The sequence below is a fragment of the Clostridium sp. AM58-1XD genome, from assembly GCF_003464085.1.
GTDB lineage: Bacteria > Bacillota > Clostridia > Lachnospirales > Lachnospiraceae > Lachnoclostridium_A.
In genome coordinates this window covers 1-15,191 of record NZ_QSDR01000019.1, presented here as the reverse complement: position 1 = coordinate 15,191, position 15,191 = coordinate 1, and the positions used below count along the sequence as shown (strand labels likewise).

The window sequence follows — 15,191 nt, the reverse complement described above, 5'->3', positions numbered from 1 at the left end:
CCTATACCTCCAGCTGTTTTTGGTGACTGCCCATCTCTTCTTCCCGCAGAAACAGCCATCTGTTTTCAGATATATTCTTATTCCATGTTATGTCAACATATCTCCACTGGCCGTCCAGCATCACTCGATTCCAGGCATGATCCACGCCATACACAATCTCACACTCCAGCCCTCTTCCGGCGCAAAGGGCCTGAAAAATCCGGGCGTAACCGTTGCATACCGTTTTACCTGTCTCAAAGGCACTGTATACATTAATACTTTTTAAGCTGTAATCGTATTCAAACTGATCGTATGTCCACTGATAGACTTCCATCGCCCTGTCATAATCGCCCTGAGCACTCATACCGGCGGCCGCCTCTTCCAGTTTTTTCTCGACTACCCGCTGTTCTCTGGCTGCCTCCTGAGGCTTTTCCGTATAGACGCAGAGGCTGTACTCTCCCGGCATGTCTGAACGTGTCGAGTAACCCACTTTCACCTGCGTGCTTCCATAATAATAACTTTTATAGAAATACTGCGCGAAACTCTCCACCTCCGTCTGGCTGGAAAAGACAACATCCGTATAGATGTACCCCGGCTGGCTGTTCTCATCTTCCATGAGCTTTATTATGACTGCGCCTGTATTTTCATAACTGATTCCAGAGCTGCCGTCGTCCGCGGGCGCCGCCCCGGACAGCAGGAGCACCAGCATAAGTGTACACATAAACACTCTCACCGTGAGTCCCGCCAGGGTGTGTGTTTTCAATAAATACCGCATCGACCGGCCCCCTAAATTTTAATATTTACGATTTTACGTATAACGAGGAATCCCGTACACTCCATGAGAAATGACACAATCAGCAGCATTTTTCCGAAATCTGTTGTATAAAATGTGCTCATATACTCCGGGTTTATAAAAGTCAGAAAAACCAGCGCGAATACCGGCAAAAGCCCCAGAATCAAGCCGGACATCCTCCCCTGGGCCGTCAGTGTCTTCAAGCTCTGGCGGATTCGAATGCGGTCTTTAATCGTATCGGATATATTATCAATTACCTCGGACAGATTGCCGCCCACCTGTTGTTGAACTATAATCGCCGAATTAATCATTTCCATATCGCTGTTTTCCATGCGCCTGGCGATACCTCCCAGCGCACTCTCCATCGACGCTCCATAACTTACTTCCTGAAGCGCCGTCTTAAACTCTTCCGCTATCGGGTTTGGCATATCCGTACTGACCCGGTCGATGGCCTGACGGAAAGAAAATCCGCTGCGCAGACAGTTGCTCACCGTCATCAGAGCATCCCCCAGCTGTCCGGAAAATTTTTCGAGCCGTTTCTTCCGCAGCATTTTCACTATAACCGGGGGCAGCACGACACAGACGGCAAGCAGCGGCAGTACCATACCGATTCTCCCGGTGAGGAAATAGACCATCATAGAAGGAAATGTAATCAGACCGCCCCAGAGGAGCAGATATTCCTGACCGCTCATCTTTATACCGGAACTTTCCAGCTCTTCTCTCAACTTTTCAGATACGTCAAAGCCAATTATCTTTTTCTTCTTCTTTTTCTTCTGCGCCTCTCTCTTACCGGTCTCTCCCTTCTTTCCCATCGCCTGGATTGCGTCAAGCGCCTTCTCAAGATTACTCTTTCCGTTGAAAACCACTCTAAATAGAAACAAGCCCAGCGAGAACACGTATACGCCGAACAGCAGCGACAACAACAAAATTTCCATGACAGCCTCCTCTACGCGAACCAGGAATCCAAAGCGTGAATCCCGCGATCCTCCATTTTAGCAGCAACTCTGGGCCATATACCTGTGGGGCGGAAATGTCCGAGCGCTTTTCCCGTATTATCATAGCCTTCCAGATTAAACTGATAGATCGTCTGAAGCGTAACCACATCTGATTCCATGCCGACCACCTCTGAAATTTCCACAATCTTTCTGCTGCCGTCCTTCATTCTCGCCTGATTTACGATAATATCAAAAGCCGAAGATATCTGCTCCCGGATCGCCTTGACGGGCAGGTCCATTCCGGCCATCAGCACCATGGTCTCCAGTCTGGATATGACATCTCTGGAAGAGTTTGCATGGGCCGTGGTCATGGAGCCGTCGTGACCCGTATTCATGGCCTGAAGCATGTCCAGTGTCTCTCCGGAACGGCACTCTCCGACCACAATTCTGTCCGGTCTCATACGCAAGGCGTTCCTGACGAGATCGCGGATTGTAACCAATCCCATACCTTCCGCGTTGGCCGGCCTGCTCTCTAACGTAATCGTATGGCGCTGGCTAAGCTGAAGCTCTGCCGAATCTTCAATCGTCACAATGCGCTCGTCATCCGGTATATAGGCGGACAGGATATTGAGCAGCGTGGTTTTCCCGCTTCCCGTTCCTCCGCAGACGATGATATTCGCCTTGGCTCTTACGCAGGCCTCCAGAAAATTCATCATCTGAAACGAAGCAGAACCAAATTCAATCAGATTTTCCGCCCTGAGGGGAACCTTTGAGAATTTACGGATGGTCAGTGACGGTCCTTTCAGAGAGAGGGGCGGAATAATTGCGTTTACACGGGAACCGTCAGGGAGCCTGGCGTCCAGCATCGGACTGGCCTCATCACACCGGCGGCCGATGGGACCTGCTATTTTTCCAATCAGCTCCATCACATAGCGGTCATCCTTCAGCTTAATATCCGTCAATTCAAGGCGCCCTTTCCGCTCCACATAAACACTGTACGGTCCGTTCACCATAATCTCACTGATTGAGTCATCTCTCAAAAGTTTTTCCAGAGGGCCGAGTCCCTGCGCCTCGTCATAAATCTGCTGAATCAGCTTCAGCTTCGTCGATTTTGGAAGCTCTTCGCCTCCATCCTCCACCAGCTGGCTTATCACCGTTCTGATATCAACCGGTTTTTCATCCGGGGATGAGGTATTGGCCCGTTTAACCAGCGTCATATGAATTTTATCTTTAAACTCTTCATATTCATCATAGTATTCAATAGTTTCCGGCTGCACGTCTTTTTCCTGTGCCGCCTTTACGAGCTTGGCCCGTTCCAGTCGCTCCAAAAGGCCCATGTTTTACCCCCGTTTTGCAAATTTTCTCCGTGTGCGTCCTCCCTTTTTCCGTTTCCCTCCAGCTGATGGCACAGAACCCTCCAGCATGGCGCAGAGCCGGGATATTCCCACCGTATAGGGACTTTTAGGCGCACACATAACAACAGGCTTTCCCTGATTGAGCGCTGAGGTTGTGAATTTCTCATCATACGGGAGAATTGTATCCACCTTTCTGCCCAGAACCCGCTCCACATCAGCGGTAGAAATAGATTTGGAAAGAGTCTCTATGAGTACCAGGCGAACCTTCTGTTCCATATTTAAAGAGTTCAGGAGAAGCAGCGCTTTCTTTGTGTTTCTCAAATTACAGATTTGCGGCTGTACAGCCATCAGAACCGAGGTACTGAAATCCAGTACAGACAGATTGACCTCTCCGAACCCAACCGCTCCGTCTATCACGATATAGTCATAGTAATTTCGCAGGATACCGACTATTTTCTCGATGTTTTTTCCGCTGATCGTCTCCGCGTATTCCGGACTTCTGGGGCCGAACAGCACTTTTATCCCCGACTGATGGTACTCCAAATAGGAGTTGACCGTATCCAGCGTCGGTGTTTTCTGATCCTGCAACAGCTCTGCCAGCGTCTGTCTTGACTCAATCCCGAGAAACAGTCCGCTGTCTCCATACTGCATATCAAAATCCAGTAAAACCACTTTGCGCTTTGATGCAGCCAGTTTCACGGCAAGATTTACGGCAAGTGTCGTCTTGCCGATTCCGCCGCCTGCTCCTGTCACAAAGAGGACCTCAGTCTTAGGAACAGAGGCATCCTGTTCAAGACGGTTAAAATGCCGGGAACTCTCATTAATACAAAGCTCTTTAAGGGCGCTGATCAGCTCCTCCCGCTGAGGAATCGGCGCTAACACTCTGCGAATACCAGCTTCCATTGCCAGTTCAAGTAATTCCGGTTCGGCCATATCAGAAATCATGACCATGGTTACTTCAGGATATAAAATGTAAACCTGCTGACAAAACATGAAAAGCTTGCGTTCCGCCGTTGCCGCAACAAGAAGCAGTCCCGGTTTATCCCGATCGATCGCTTCCGTCCCGTGTGACAGATCTCCGATCTCGCCTTTAATCTCTATCTCAGACTCACTTAAAAAATAGGTGAGCCGATCTCTCATATCATCATCAAATCCAACTAACAGCGTCCTGATATTCATTTTTCCTACTCCTGTCCCGGTTCTGCCGGCTGGTCGGACGGCGGCGCCGCTGCCTGCTCCCAAATGGCACTGGCTTCTACAGATAGCTCCGTCGAGAGTCCATCATCATCCTGTGGTCTTAAAAGCAGACGCAGATTTCCGTCATTTACCATTCTGGCGGTGAAACTGTCTATTTCCACCAGCAATGCCTCTTCCGGTGTGACGGACAATGTGACACTGGCGTACTCATCCACGCCTGCTCCTTCCCATCTTCTTAAATGGGAGTCGACCGCCAGAACTTCCACCTGCTGCAGCAAGTAGCTGGTTGTCAGTCCTCCGGACTCATTCAGATTGGTCTCCAGTATATCCACCTTGTTGCCGGGAAGGATCGTATTGGCAACTCCGGCCTCGATTCCCACTTCCAGCGTAATTGCCCTTTTTCCCTTCTCAATCCGGTAGGCAAGGCCTATTTCATCCGCCTCCGCAGAGGAAAGGCGGCCCTTTGTAATCTGCTCCCCCGCGGCAATATCGCCTTTTGCCACATTCTTTGCCACCTCCCCGGTGGTTGAAAAGACGGAGCCTGCCACAAATTCTTCCGGTACCTCTTTCACTTCCAGCATGCCCGCCTCAATCACGGTACCCTCCGGTATTTCAACTCGGGCAGTTACAACCGGCCGTGTCCTTTCATTTGAAAGCTGTTCTTCTTTGCGGCTGTTCAATGCGGACCACACAGCAATCGTCGCGATGATAGCGGCCAGCAGGGAGATCAGTTTTGTCTTCTTCATCGGCTTGCCCTTTCTGCAATTTATTTCTACCTTTATGAAAGAAAGACACTGCAAGATAAAGAGATTGAATTCTCTCTATTGCAATGTCTCTTTCCTGTCTACGGCAAATTAATTTTATTGTGTTAATTTCTAAAATTACGGGGTAGGGTTAATCGACTGTGAAATGTTCTCAAATGTAGCAACCAGTTTATCTCCCACTCCCGAAAGGCTGTTACCACCGCGATGGCGATCAGTACAATAATCAAACCGTACTCTACCATACCCTGGCCGCTTTCTTCTTCCACAAACCACTTTTTCACTTCATTAAATCCTTTCATCCTGCATCCTCCTGCTATTGTTATTTTATTTTTCTTAATATATCTCAAAAGCAAAGAACGTCTCTTCCCTATCCTTGCTTATTGATTCAAAATTTGTCTGCCGCCAGTTCAAAATACCCGGTTGCTATGGTTCCAATCACTCTCAAAGCGCTGACTGCCGCTACCGAGACAATGATCATAATCAAAGCGTACTCCACCATACTCTGGCCGCTCTCCTCATACCGTATCCATTTTATAACGTCCATACCATCCCCCATCCCCATTCCCCGCAACTGGGAGCTTTATTCCAGCAGCTGGTATATCAAGGGCATTAGCTGTCCTTCAACAAAGGCGAATATCATACCGGCAGCAACAAATCCTCCCATTGGGAAATAACTCTTCAATGACAGTTTTCCTGTAAAAAGACCGGCTATACAGTAAAGCCCCATCGCCGCAGCCATAAAGATCAGTAAGTACATGAAACCCGGATATCCGCTCACAAGGGCCGCCGCCATCATGAGTTTTACATCACCTGCACCCACAGCGCCTTTTTTTCCTGTAAAGACAGATGACAGGAAACACAGCAGGAGACCAATTGCTGCCGCTGCCAGACTTCCGGCCACTCCTTCCATCCCTCCGGCTGCCAGACTCAAAACAAGGCCGCACACCATTAAAGGAAATGTAATCTCATTGGCAATGATTCGGTAGCGATTGTCTATATAGATAATCATCATCGCCACGGTCGACAGAACCGCCAGGACTACTGTCTGAATCGGATTATACCAGTAAACGGCCATGATCCAGATAACCGCCAGGCCCACAGCATAAAGCCAGCTTCTCCACGCCGGATACAGAAAGTACTGATAAGCTTCTCCCCTTTTAGCCTCTTTGTACTCAATCAAGTACAGGCTTATCTCCGGCGTCCGCTTTCCAACTACCAAACCGGCAATCCCTGCGGCTATACACCCCAAAATCAATCCCGGTGAAACACTCCCTGCCATTTGTAAATCCTTTCTGTTTATCTCTTCTTTTTTATGGCTACATCATATCACAGGCAGGGGCACAATTCCGTTCTATATCTGATACAAAAGCGTGAAATATGACATTTTTCTAAAAAAAAGAACGCCGAAGCGTTCTAATCTGTCATATTGCCAAGCATTGCGTTGGTTTCTTCCGCCCACGAATACTCCGGCATATAATTGTCCATAAAGGCTTTGCGTTTATCCTTATTCCCATCCATAAACTGATAATAGTCACACTGGAACATCTTATTGTTGACTGCCAGATAACTCCGATAGTAGATACAGATGTCCTGGCAGTCCACTTCCCGGAATGTAGCGCGCATGATGGAAACGGCCTTCCGGTACAATTGTTTTACTTTGGAATCGTAAGCACGATCTTCCCACAAGACCGAGATGACCTGTTCCATGGAGACATCCCCGCCCCTGGCGTTGACCAGATAGGCGAACAGTTCTTTTGCTTTGCTGTACTAAAAAAACAGAGGTGTTCCGTCCACATATATATCGAATTTGCCAAATGTCCGTACTTCGATCCGGCTGACCGGCTTTTCAGCCTGATCCCCCAGCTTATCTATCAGAAGTCCCACCCTGGCCACAGCCTGCTTGAATTCAGAAAATGAAAACGGTTTTGTTATGTAGTCCATTGCGTGAAGGCGGTATGCGGCCAGTGCATAGTCATCATATCCCGTAATAAATATAAATTGTATATCCGGCTGCACATCCTTCATCATGGACGCCAATTCCAGCCCGTTCAGTCCCGGCATCTCAATGTCCAGAATAGCCAGCTCCACCTTATTCTTATGAACGAATTTAAGGGCCTCCAGCGAAGAGGTAAATGCTCCATGACACTCCACCCCGCTTATTCTTAAAAGGTTTCTCTTTATATCCTCCAGAATATTAATTTCATCATCTACCACGATCGCAACCATTCACTCACTCCCCGTTGTTATCTGCAATTCTGACCACTTCCGCAGCCATCTCACATTTATCATCTTTTTTCTTTGGTATCTTTATCGTAACCTTGGTTCCAACCCCCAGACGGCTCTCCATCTCTATCGTCCCTTTTACCAGGTGATGCAGTCTTACCCCTACGTTTTCAAGCCCGACACCTCCATCCTTTCGCTCCTTTTCTATGCTGCCGACCTCGCATCCGACACCGTCATCCTCCACCTCAATTACAATGAACTCGTCCCGGAGACAGGATCTGATTATAAGTCTTCCAGGAGTTTCGCGCTTACAGATACCGTGTTTGATTGCATTCTCAACAACCGGCTGCAATATAAAATGAGGCATTTTGAAATCCTCATATCCAATATCATAGTACTCCATAATCTTCCCTGGAAAACGGCTTTTCTCTATTTCTATGTAATTCCGGACAAAACCGAGAATCTTCGAAAAGGGAGCCATCTCCTCCTTGGCAATCGCATTGAGCTGAACTCTGAGATACTTTGTAAAAGCCACTACAATATCCGCCGCCTTATCCGCATCGGTATAGATGAGTGATTTAATATTCGCCAGGACATTATAGATAAAGTGCGGCTTAATCTGGCTGAGCAGCAGCTGAGCTTTTGTAAGCTCCATTCTCTCTTTCAGTACATTGTTCGTCTTGATCGTGCGGTACCATTCATCCAAAATATCAGAAATTATGTTTACAGAGCTGTAGGCACTCATTGTATTCATTCCCAGGTGAACATTTTCTCTGCTTTCAAATGCATCCTTGCCATTCCACAGATCGATCTTTACCTGAGCCATCAGACTGTCGAAGTTTTCTCCATTATCCGGGAACATTGCCACGCCTACATCAGCCATCAGTTCCCCGTTCTCGCGGTTCTCCAATATGCGGCAGATACGCTCGGCTTTTTTCCGCGCATTCAAATCATCACCTACATTGTGTAAGAACAGCATCAGATTACAGTCATCCACCCAGACAATATCATCCGGATAAATCATACGTGTAACAAGCTCCATATATTGATAAATAAGCAGCTCCATACCCGAATTATTATCCTCATTCAGGGCACGCATCTTTATCGCTATCAGGGCATGTCTGCTTCCGATTGGGGCTTCACAAATCAGATGATCCACCAGCAGCCTGGCCCTGCCTACCATCTCCTTCGACACTCCGTGCTCTTTTAAAGTTGTCTCCATCACCATCTTCAGCTTGGAACTCAAATCGCGGACACTCCCAATTACATACATGGGCACTTTTCCGTCATACAATACGCTGATTAGACTGATACTGCACCAGTTGGCCTGTTCTTTCCCGTGCTCATCAGACACAAAAAATCTGGCTAGAATATTATCTTCAATATCGCCTGAAAGTATCGCGTTAAACATCTTTCTCACTTTAGGAATATCGTCTTTATAAATATACCGTTCAATCCTTCTAAATCCATGATTACCGGTCCCGACGGCACAGAATTTGGTATTCCAGTTATCTGCCAGTGTCAGATGATTGTCCTCTATATTCCACTCAAAAAGATAGCTCTCAACCAACTCCGTCAAATGGCTGCTTTTCGGATCGCCAGCCGGTCTCAGAGCCTTGTCCTCCAGAGGGACACAAAAATAGCGCAAATATTGAAACTGTTTCCCTGATTCCCTCACCAGAGTCTCTCCAAACAGATGCACCCATAAGTTCTGACCATCCTCCGCCTCGATACAGAAACAGTCGGAAGCAGTATAGGTTCCCTGCATCAGATTATACCCGCCTGACGGCTGTGTCAGTACTGTTGATTTTTTCCTATACTCTTCCCTCTTTTCTTCATAAAATAAGTTATTGTAAAATGCTTTTGATCTTCTGTCTGCAAAACACACTTTATTATCTGTAAGATTACGTACTACAATCCCACAAATCAGGCCCTGCTCTCTGAGAAGGGCCAGATTCCTGCGCATCGACTGATACAGGGATATTCTAAGTTTTTTTCTCTTTTCTACAAATCCCTCATGAATGTCTCTGACAATCAGCAGACATTCCTCCACTCCCTGCTGAACCAGCACTTTAACTTCATACCAGCGAAGTCCATCTTTTCCTCTTCGAAAATACACAGCCCTTTCCTCACCGCTGCAGACCGCTTCCCTGAGCACCTGCAGAGAGATGATTCCACTGTCTCCGACCGGAAAAATATCGCGTTTGCTGTCAAAAAATTCTTCCATCCATTCCTCATAATATAGAAGATTTGCCCCGTTCTGTTTCGCTGTATCCGATGTAACGGAACTCATTGTCCCTTCGCGGACATTGATTTTAAATATATTCTGGTATGCCATCTTCTACACCTCCGACGTGAAAAGGTCATTCTTCATTTTATTATTACAATACCATTCACAGTGTTCTAAAAGCGTGAAAAAATGTTCACTAAAAATTAATGTGCTTTGATTTTAGCATAAGAAGAATATGTTGTACAGTTTTGTCCTGCGATTTCATGCTGTTGTGCTTACTTTCACACTAAAGCAACTCTTCTTCCATGTATCCATAACGCTTGATATGTTATCCTGGAAACGGGTTACGAAAGAGTATGGAATATTCTGTTTAAAAATGGGGATGGGAGGCGAATCCATAAAGATTTCAAGAAGCATTGCGTAATGCTTTATACCAATCATTGCAGTATCATCTGCGTAATATGGAACAATAAAATAGCGAATGGAGGAAATGTATGTTTAAGAAGTTTAAACGCATTATAACAGCAGTATTAACGATAGCCATGGTTATGACGGTGTTCACTCCCATGACAGCCATGGCAGAAAATATGTCGGCGAAAAAGACAGTAACCGGCCTGATCACTCTCTCCGGTGGCAATGGCAGACTGGAGGATGTGACGATATCTGTCCGGTACGGCGCCAACAGCGACTCTGATAAAGAATGGACAGGCAATCCTGATTCAAACGGACGCTATTCCATACCAACCGATGTAAGTATATATTCCCTCGCCGTTCTCAATGTAAAGGCAGAACTGCCGGGTTACACTTCCGCATCCAAAAGTATTTTCATGGGTGAGGACTCCGCTGATTTAATTTTGGTTGCGGATAATACAGCTAACGCCTTTAATGTAGGCGGCCAGATTACACTGAATGGAGCAGCACTGCCTGCCAATTTGTGTCCGGTTGTCAATTTTAATATAACCAATCTGTCACAGGATAAAGACTTAACTTTCTGCGGAGGAGATTTTATCTGTGCTGCTCCGGCAGGCTGCGACGTTGTTGTCACACCTTCACTGGAAGGATATTCATTTTCACCAGAATCCATCAGAATTGATAAAATAAGTAAAGATGAGGGGAATCTCTATTTTACGATGACAAAGATTGAAGAATCTATACCTGAAACGGAAGCGCCCCCTGAGACAGAAACTCCTCGGAAGAAGAAACGACTGAGGCAGAAGAATCCAGTGATACAGTTACCCTGTATTTTATGACCGGCTCTTCTCCGGACGATCCGGGAGAAGTGTATGCACAGTATGAGGTACCGAAAAATTCCAGAAAAAACACAACTACCATTGCAAAGACAATTGGCTCAAGCAAGCCAAAGAAGGAAGGCTATACATTCAGCCACTGGAAAGAAAGAAACTTGTCAGATCCTTCTAAATTGGGGAGTAAAGTAAGCGGTGTTATCTGGACCAATGAGACGGACCAGTATATCTATGCGCAGTATACGCAGAATGTAAAACTGTATTTTATGACTGGTTCTTCTCCAGACGATCCTGGCGAGGTATTTGCGGAATTCGAGGTTCCCAAGAATTCCAGAGGCAATACCACAACGATTGCTAAGACTATAAAAACAGCGGTTCCCTGTAAAGTCGGCTGTCAGTTCAGTCATTGGAGAGAAGCTAAGCTTAACAATCCGTCCGTACTGGGCAATAAAGTTTCCGGAGTCATCTGGACCAACGACTCAGACCAGTATATTTATGCACAATATAAATAACCGGCTGAGAAAATGTCACTTTTCATCCAGGCAAAGAAGTCAAAGAAACCGTTAATTAATATCCTCAGCCTCTCATACTCCATATCCATATGCCAGTAAACGACGGTTTAATCGATTTTTCGCTGAAACACGTTTTATGATAAAACGGTAAACTTAAAATACGGAAGATGCCATTTACGGCACCTTCCGTATTTTCGTCTAAAACTTGTATCACATTTGGATGGGATTTTTGTGCAGCGGATGAATAGGTCTGTGACCTATCACGAGAAATGATCATTTTTCTTTAATCCCGATGAATCCCCTACTGCTTTCGCGTTAATTCAGCAGCGTGCAAAAGTTCTCCCACTGCGGATTCCCTGGGCACTCTGAACCACGCGCTAGTGCAGGTGGCGCCCCCGGCTGTGCAGAACCGATTGACAGGGATGTCTTGATAGGCGGGAAAGTAAGGCCCGGAAGCAATAGCGGCGGGGCCGCAAGGGACGATAGCAACGGGCCGCAGTCAAGGGGCGCAAAGTGCCCAGGACTTATAGCCAGTGTGGCCAGAAGTCCAGCTGGTTTGGGGGCGCCCCAACAAGCATTTTCGCAGGGCGAAAATGGCAAGTGTCTATACTCTTGCCTTACTTGCCAACTATGCCCCCCGTACTATGTTCGATAAGACAACCTTGTCTATACTTCGCAAATCCTCTAAAATAGAGATGTAGATAATATTCATTTTTTCATAGAAATTTGTATTCGAATGCAACCAAAACAAAAAACGGGAAGTAGATAGGTGAAGGGACCTTACATAGACCATAGGAGGTGGCAGGATGGAGGATAACCGAATTGTAGATTTATATTGGTCAAGAGACGAGAGCGCAATCACGGAAACCGCGTCAAAGTATGAGAAATACTGCTATGCCATTGCGTATAACATTCTCTGTGACCGGGAAGATGCGGACGAGAGCGTTAACGATACCTACCTTGGCGCGTGGAACGCCATGCCTCCCCACCGTCCGTCCATCCTGCGTTCTTTCCTCGGTAAAATTACCCGGCGCATATCCCTCAAGAAATGGCGGGACAGCCACCGGGACAAGCGCGGCGGCGGCGAAGTTTCCCTAGCCCTTGACGAGCTTTCAGAGTGTGTACCGTCAAATATTAAGGTGGAAGATGAAATTATGGCGGCTGAGCTGTCAAAAGCACTCAATCGCTTTATCGCCAATCTGCCAACTACGGAAAGGCAAGTTTTTCTCTGCCGCTACTGGTATCTGGACTCTATCGAGCAAATCAGCACAGACTTTTGTTTCAGCACCAGTAAAGTAAAATCCATGCTCCACAGGACAAGGGAAAAGCTGCTTTCACATCTAAAAAAGGAGGGAATGGCATGAACGCAAGTCACATTCTTGACGCACTTGGAACAATTGAGGATAAATACATTATGGAAGCAAAAGAGAGAATTTTTATGAATACTACGAAAAAAGCCCGGAGCATGAAGCAGACGCGGGCGCTGGCGCTCGTCGCGGTGATTGCCGCGCTGCTTACCCTTTGCGGATTTGCCGCATATCAGTTAGGCTGGTTCGACCCGTGGCTGCAAAAGCCATCTGCCGACCCGGTGCAGACCGTCCAAAGCGCGATTGAAGGTCAGGCCGGGAAAGAATATACGGTCAGCGTGCGTGTCGATGAAATCAAGGTGGATGAAGATGAAACGGCGCGTGTCGCGGCCATGTATTCAGGCAGCGAGCTTGCCCAGGCGCGGGGCTGGACGGACGAGTATCTGGCAAAACACTTTGTTGTCGTATATGCGAACTATTATGTGGAGTACGACCACACAAAGACCTTTATGGACGACGGCCAGACACAGCAGTATTTTTATTTGACACAGGACATGGAAACCGGGGAATGGACGATCCGCGATAACACCTCGCCGGATACAAGCGCGGCCTCCAATGTTGTATGGGAATATGAGCCGCTTTTAAGCTCCAAACTCCCCGCATTTCCGTTTAAGTTTGATTTGCCTTATTCGACCATTCAAGCAGAATGTGATACCGGCACGCTCATAGACTATCAAGATCACGACGGCACCGCTTATCCGCAGGGCAAACAGCTATCACTCCCAAGCGGCAGTACCCTTTACTGGACGCCCCAGGCAGAGGAAAATTATAAATATGAGCCTTCTGCCGAAATCACCTTTACCATCTATGATGAAGATGAAGCGACTTTTACCGGCACTATCTCAATTCAAGTTAAAACAGCCGGGAGTGGTTCGGAGACTGTGATATACTCCGCTGTGCTAAATGATGGGTCAGGTCTTTCAATGGCACAGGCAACTGACACAGAGGGAGCGGTTATCACAGTCGCATTTAAGCCGCTTGGGGATTAGTCCACATTTATAAAGATAAGTATACACATTGGGTGAGTAACGCCACCCATATCCCGAAGTCGACCACCTTGGATAGGTTACAATTAATTGGACAGCTATTTTAAGGTCATGTAAAATAAAATTATCAGACAAAGGAGTCATCATACATGGCTGAGAAAAAGCAAAAAAGAAAACCTCGTTCTTATACAGACGAATTCAAGCAGCAATTAGTCCTGCTTTATCAAAATGGCAAATGCAAATAGGATATTTATAGGAAATACGATATTGCCACTTCTCTGCTTGATAAATGGCTCAAGCAGGCTGAAACATCTGGTTCTTTCCATGAAAAAGAGACCGTACAGAAGAACAGCAGGAACTCGTGCAGCTTCGTAAACGGAACCGCCAGTTGGAGATGGAGAACAACATTTTAAAACAAGCAGCGCTGATTTTAGGACGAAAGTAAATGTGATAAAAGCAAACGCCCACAAATGCTCTGTATCAGCAATGTGCAAAGTCCTAAGCATACCCAGGAGCACTTATTATTACGAATTAAAGTAAAAACCGGATGAGAATAGCCTGGCATCGGAAATCCGGAAAATATTCAGACAGACCCGAAATAATTATGGCACCCGTAAAATCAAGGTGGGGCTAGAAAAAAGAATCTTATCGTTTCCCTCAGACACATTGGAAGGACCATGAAACAGGAAGTTCTGGTATCCGGCTATACCGTTGCACAGTTTAAACCACACGTGGAAAAGTGCAACGAATCCAAAGTAGCGAATGTGGTCAAAAGAGAGTTTTCCAATCAACCGTAATATAACGTGGTGGTAAATGATTTAACATATGTACGGATCGTAATGAGCTGGCATTATATATGTGTCCTTGTTGACCTTTTCAATCGCGGTATCATAGGATATAGCGCTGGAAAGAACAAAGACGTAGCTTTGTGAGCAAAGCATTTTCCAGGGGGAACGAATTCAAAAACGAAACGCTTAAGACTTTTCACATTAGGCGTTCTCTAAGCATGAAAGGCTGTCCATATGATAATGCTGTGGCGGATGTCACCGTTAAAATCATCAAAACAGAATTTGTAAATGGACAGATCTACGAAACACTGAAGCAGTTACAGTACGGATTATCGGATTATGTAAACTGGTTTAATAATCACAGAATCCACTCTTCACTGGGATATCGAACACCAAAAGAATACAGGCTTACTAACCTTAAAAAAGTTGTCTAAAAAGTGTTGATAATCCAGTACAGTATTGCTTTTCCGCAGCCTGTACCTGTGAAACGTGTAAGGTTGTGAATACCGCAGCCAGACTTAGTACGCCAGTTAAAAGGCGTTTCATAATCTTTTTCATATATTTGTAAATCCTCCTTTCGTGATTTTGGGTGAAAAATAGACGCTCATTTCTGAACGCCCAAACGTAAGAAAGATAAACTCTTAATAGCCAGTGAACACCATATGCTTGAAAAAGTGCCTAAAATCACGGATATTCTTACTAGCTTTGTGAGTGTGTGAAAAAAAGTCTGTAAATGCTGATCTTCTATGATAATCACTGGGCTGAAAGTTCCTTTTTGGACTTTCAGCCCTTGTTTTATATATAACAGCAACTATCGT

The 15,191-nt window shown here is 46.2% G+C and carries 15 protein-coding genes and 1 pseudogene; 5 read left to right on the top strand and 11 right to left on the bottom strand.

Annotated features, from left to right (window positions below; all coding sequences use genetic code 11):
* Position 1 precedes the first annotated feature (1 nt).
* The 11 genes from DXA13_RS12695 to DXA13_RS12650 all read right to left on the bottom strand — a co-directional run bounded on the left by DXA13_RS12695 (position 2) and on the right by DXA13_RS12650 (position 9,584).
* Positions 2 to 754: a transglutaminase domain-containing protein gene (locus DXA13_RS12695; RefSeq protein ID WP_118244893.1), complete on the bottom strand. Its 753-nt coding sequence runs from the start codon at positions 752 to 754 to the stop codon at positions 2 to 4.
* 11 nt (positions 755 to 765) lie between these two features.
* Positions 766 to 1,707 (bottom strand): type II secretion system F family protein, encoded by a 942-nt coding sequence (locus DXA13_RS12690; protein WP_118244892.1) that lies wholly within the window; start codon positions 1,705 to 1,707, stop codon positions 766 to 768.
* Positions 1,708 to 1,718: 11 nt separating this feature from the next.
* Positions 1,719 to 3,044, bottom strand: coding sequence for a CpaF family protein (locus tag DXA13_RS12685; RefSeq protein ID WP_118244891.1), 1,326 nt, complete (start codon positions 3,042 to 3,044; stop codon positions 1,719 to 1,721).
* A 3-nt stretch (positions 3,045 to 3,047) separates the two neighbouring features.
* Complete coding sequence (locus DXA13_RS12680) at positions 3,048 to 4,241, bottom strand: AAA family ATPase (RefSeq protein WP_118244890.1); 1,194 nt, start codon at positions 4,239 to 4,241, stop codon at positions 3,048 to 3,050.
* Between the two features lie 5 nt (positions 4,242 to 4,246).
* Positions 4,247 to 5,005 carry a Flp pilus assembly protein CpaB gene (cpaB, locus tag DXA13_RS12675; RefSeq protein WP_118244889.1) on the bottom strand — a complete coding sequence of 253 codons (759 nt, stop codon included), beginning with the start codon at positions 5,003 to 5,005 and terminating at the stop codon, positions 4,247 to 4,249.
* Between the two features lie 122 nt (positions 5,006 to 5,127).
* Positions 5,128 to 5,322 carry a Flp family type IVb pilin gene (locus DXA13_RS12670; protein WP_243009108.1) on the bottom strand — a complete coding sequence of 65 codons (195 nt, stop codon included), beginning with the start codon at positions 5,320 to 5,322 and terminating at the stop codon, positions 5,128 to 5,130.
* 86 nt (positions 5,323 to 5,408) lie between these two features.
* The gene (locus DXA13_RS12665) at positions 5,409 to 5,567 is read right to left on the bottom strand and encodes a Flp family type IVb pilin (protein WP_118244943.1); all 159 of its coding nucleotides are present in this window, start codon (positions 5,565 to 5,567) and stop codon (positions 5,409 to 5,411) included.
* Positions 5,568 to 5,603: 36 nt separating this feature from the next.
* Positions 5,604 to 6,302 (bottom strand): A24 family peptidase, encoded by a 699-nt coding sequence (locus DXA13_RS12660; protein WP_118244888.1) that lies wholly within the window; start codon positions 6,300 to 6,302, stop codon positions 5,604 to 5,606.
* Between the two features lie 134 nt (positions 6,303 to 6,436).
* Positions 6,437 to 6,730 carry a hypothetical protein gene (locus DXA13_RS21850; protein ID WP_243009107.1) on the bottom strand — a complete coding sequence of 98 codons (294 nt, stop codon included), beginning with the start codon at positions 6,728 to 6,730 and terminating at the stop codon, positions 6,437 to 6,439.
* Between the two features lie 60 nt (positions 6,731 to 6,790).
* Positions 6,791 to 7,249: a response regulator gene (locus DXA13_RS21845; RefSeq protein WP_243009106.1), complete on the bottom strand. Its 459-nt coding sequence runs from the start codon at positions 7,247 to 7,249 to the stop codon at positions 6,791 to 6,793.
* Positions 7,250 to 7,253: 4 nt separating this feature from the next.
* Entirely contained in the window at positions 7,254 to 9,584 is a 2,331-nt protein-coding gene (locus DXA13_RS12650) for a histidine kinase (RefSeq protein ID WP_118244887.1), read from the bottom strand.
* A 386-nt stretch (positions 9,585 to 9,970) separates the two neighbouring features.
* Here DXA13_RS12650 and DXA13_RS12645 point away from each other — a divergent pair, with 386 nt between their 5' ends.
* The 5 genes and pseudogenes from DXA13_RS12645 to DXA13_RS12625 all read left to right on the top strand — a co-directional run bounded on the left by DXA13_RS12645 (position 9,971) and on the right by DXA13_RS12625 (position 14,807).
* Positions 9,971 to 10,726, top strand: coding sequence for a hypothetical protein (locus tag DXA13_RS12645; RefSeq protein ID WP_118244886.1), 756 nt, complete (start codon positions 9,971 to 9,973; stop codon positions 10,724 to 10,726).
* 29 nt (positions 10,727 to 10,755) lie between these two features.
* A complete protein-coding gene (locus DXA13_RS12640; RefSeq protein ID WP_147348030.1) occupies positions 10,756 to 11,232 on the top strand; it encodes a hypothetical protein in 477 nt (158 codons plus the stop codon).
* A gap of 806 nt (positions 11,233 to 12,038) precedes the next feature.
* Entirely contained in the window at positions 12,039 to 12,596 is a 558-nt protein-coding gene (locus DXA13_RS12635) for a sigma-70 family RNA polymerase sigma factor (protein WP_118244884.1), read from the top strand.
* Positions 12,593 to 13,588 carry a hypothetical protein gene (locus tag DXA13_RS21840; RefSeq protein WP_243009105.1) on the top strand — a complete coding sequence of 332 codons (996 nt, stop codon included), beginning with the start codon at positions 12,593 to 12,595 and terminating at the stop codon, positions 13,586 to 13,588. The genes DXA13_RS12635 and DXA13_RS21840 overlap by 4 nt, the downstream gene beginning before the upstream one ends.
* A gap of 146 nt (positions 13,589 to 13,734) precedes the next feature.
* Positions 13,735 to 14,807: pseudogene (locus DXA13_RS12625) on the top strand (IS3 family transposase).
* The last annotated feature ends 384 nt before the right edge of the window (positions 14,808 to 15,191 follow it).

Coding starts and splice junctions, on each gene's coding strand:
- DXA13_RS12670 (WP_243009108.1), bottom strand. CDS start 5,322: ATGAAAGGATTTAATGAAGTGAAAAAGTGGTTTGTGGAAGAAGAAAGC.
- DXA13_RS21850 (WP_243009107.1), bottom strand. CDS start 6,730: ATGGAACAGGTCATCTCGGTCTTGTGGGAAGATCGTGCTTACGATTCC.
- DXA13_RS12680 (WP_118244890.1), bottom strand. CDS start 4,241: ATGAATATCAGGACGCTGTTAGTTGGATTTGATGATGATATGAGAGAT.
- DXA13_RS12635 (WP_118244884.1), top strand. CDS start 12,039: ATGGAGGATAACCGAATTGTAGATTTATATTGGTCAAGAGACGAGAGC.
- DXA13_RS12685 (WP_118244891.1), bottom strand. CDS start 3,044: ATGGGCCTTTTGGAGCGACTGGAACGGGCCAAGCTCGTAAAGGCGGCA.
- DXA13_RS21845 (WP_243009106.1), bottom strand. CDS start 7,249: ATGGTTGCGATCGTGGTAGATGATGAAATTAATATTCTGGAGGATATA.
- DXA13_RS12650 (WP_118244887.1), bottom strand. CDS start 9,584: ATGGCATACCAGAATATATTTAAAATCAATGTCCGCGAAGGGACAATG.
- DXA13_RS21840 (WP_243009105.1), top strand. CDS start 12,593: ATGAACGCAAGTCACATTCTTGACGCACTTGGAACAATTGAGGATAAA.
- DXA13_RS12690 (WP_118244892.1), bottom strand. CDS start 1,707: ATGGAAATTTTGTTGTTGTCGCTGCTGTTCGGCGTATACGTGTTCTCG.
- DXA13_RS12660 (WP_118244888.1), bottom strand. CDS start 6,302: ATGGCAGGGAGTGTTTCACCGGGATTGATTTTGGGGTGTATAGCCGCA.
- cpaB (WP_118244889.1), bottom strand. CDS start 5,005: ATGAAGAAGACAAAACTGATCTCCCTGCTGGCCGCTATCATCGCGACG.
- DXA13_RS12645 (WP_118244886.1), top strand. CDS start 9,971: ATGTTTAAGAAGTTTAAACGCATTATAACAGCAGTATTAACGATAGCC.
- DXA13_RS12695 (WP_118244893.1), bottom strand. CDS start 754: ATGCGGTATTTATTGAAAACACACACCCTGGCGGGACTCACGGTGAGA.
- DXA13_RS12665 (WP_118244943.1), bottom strand. CDS start 5,567: ATGGACGTTATAAAATGGATACGGTATGAGGAGAGCGGCCAGAGTATG.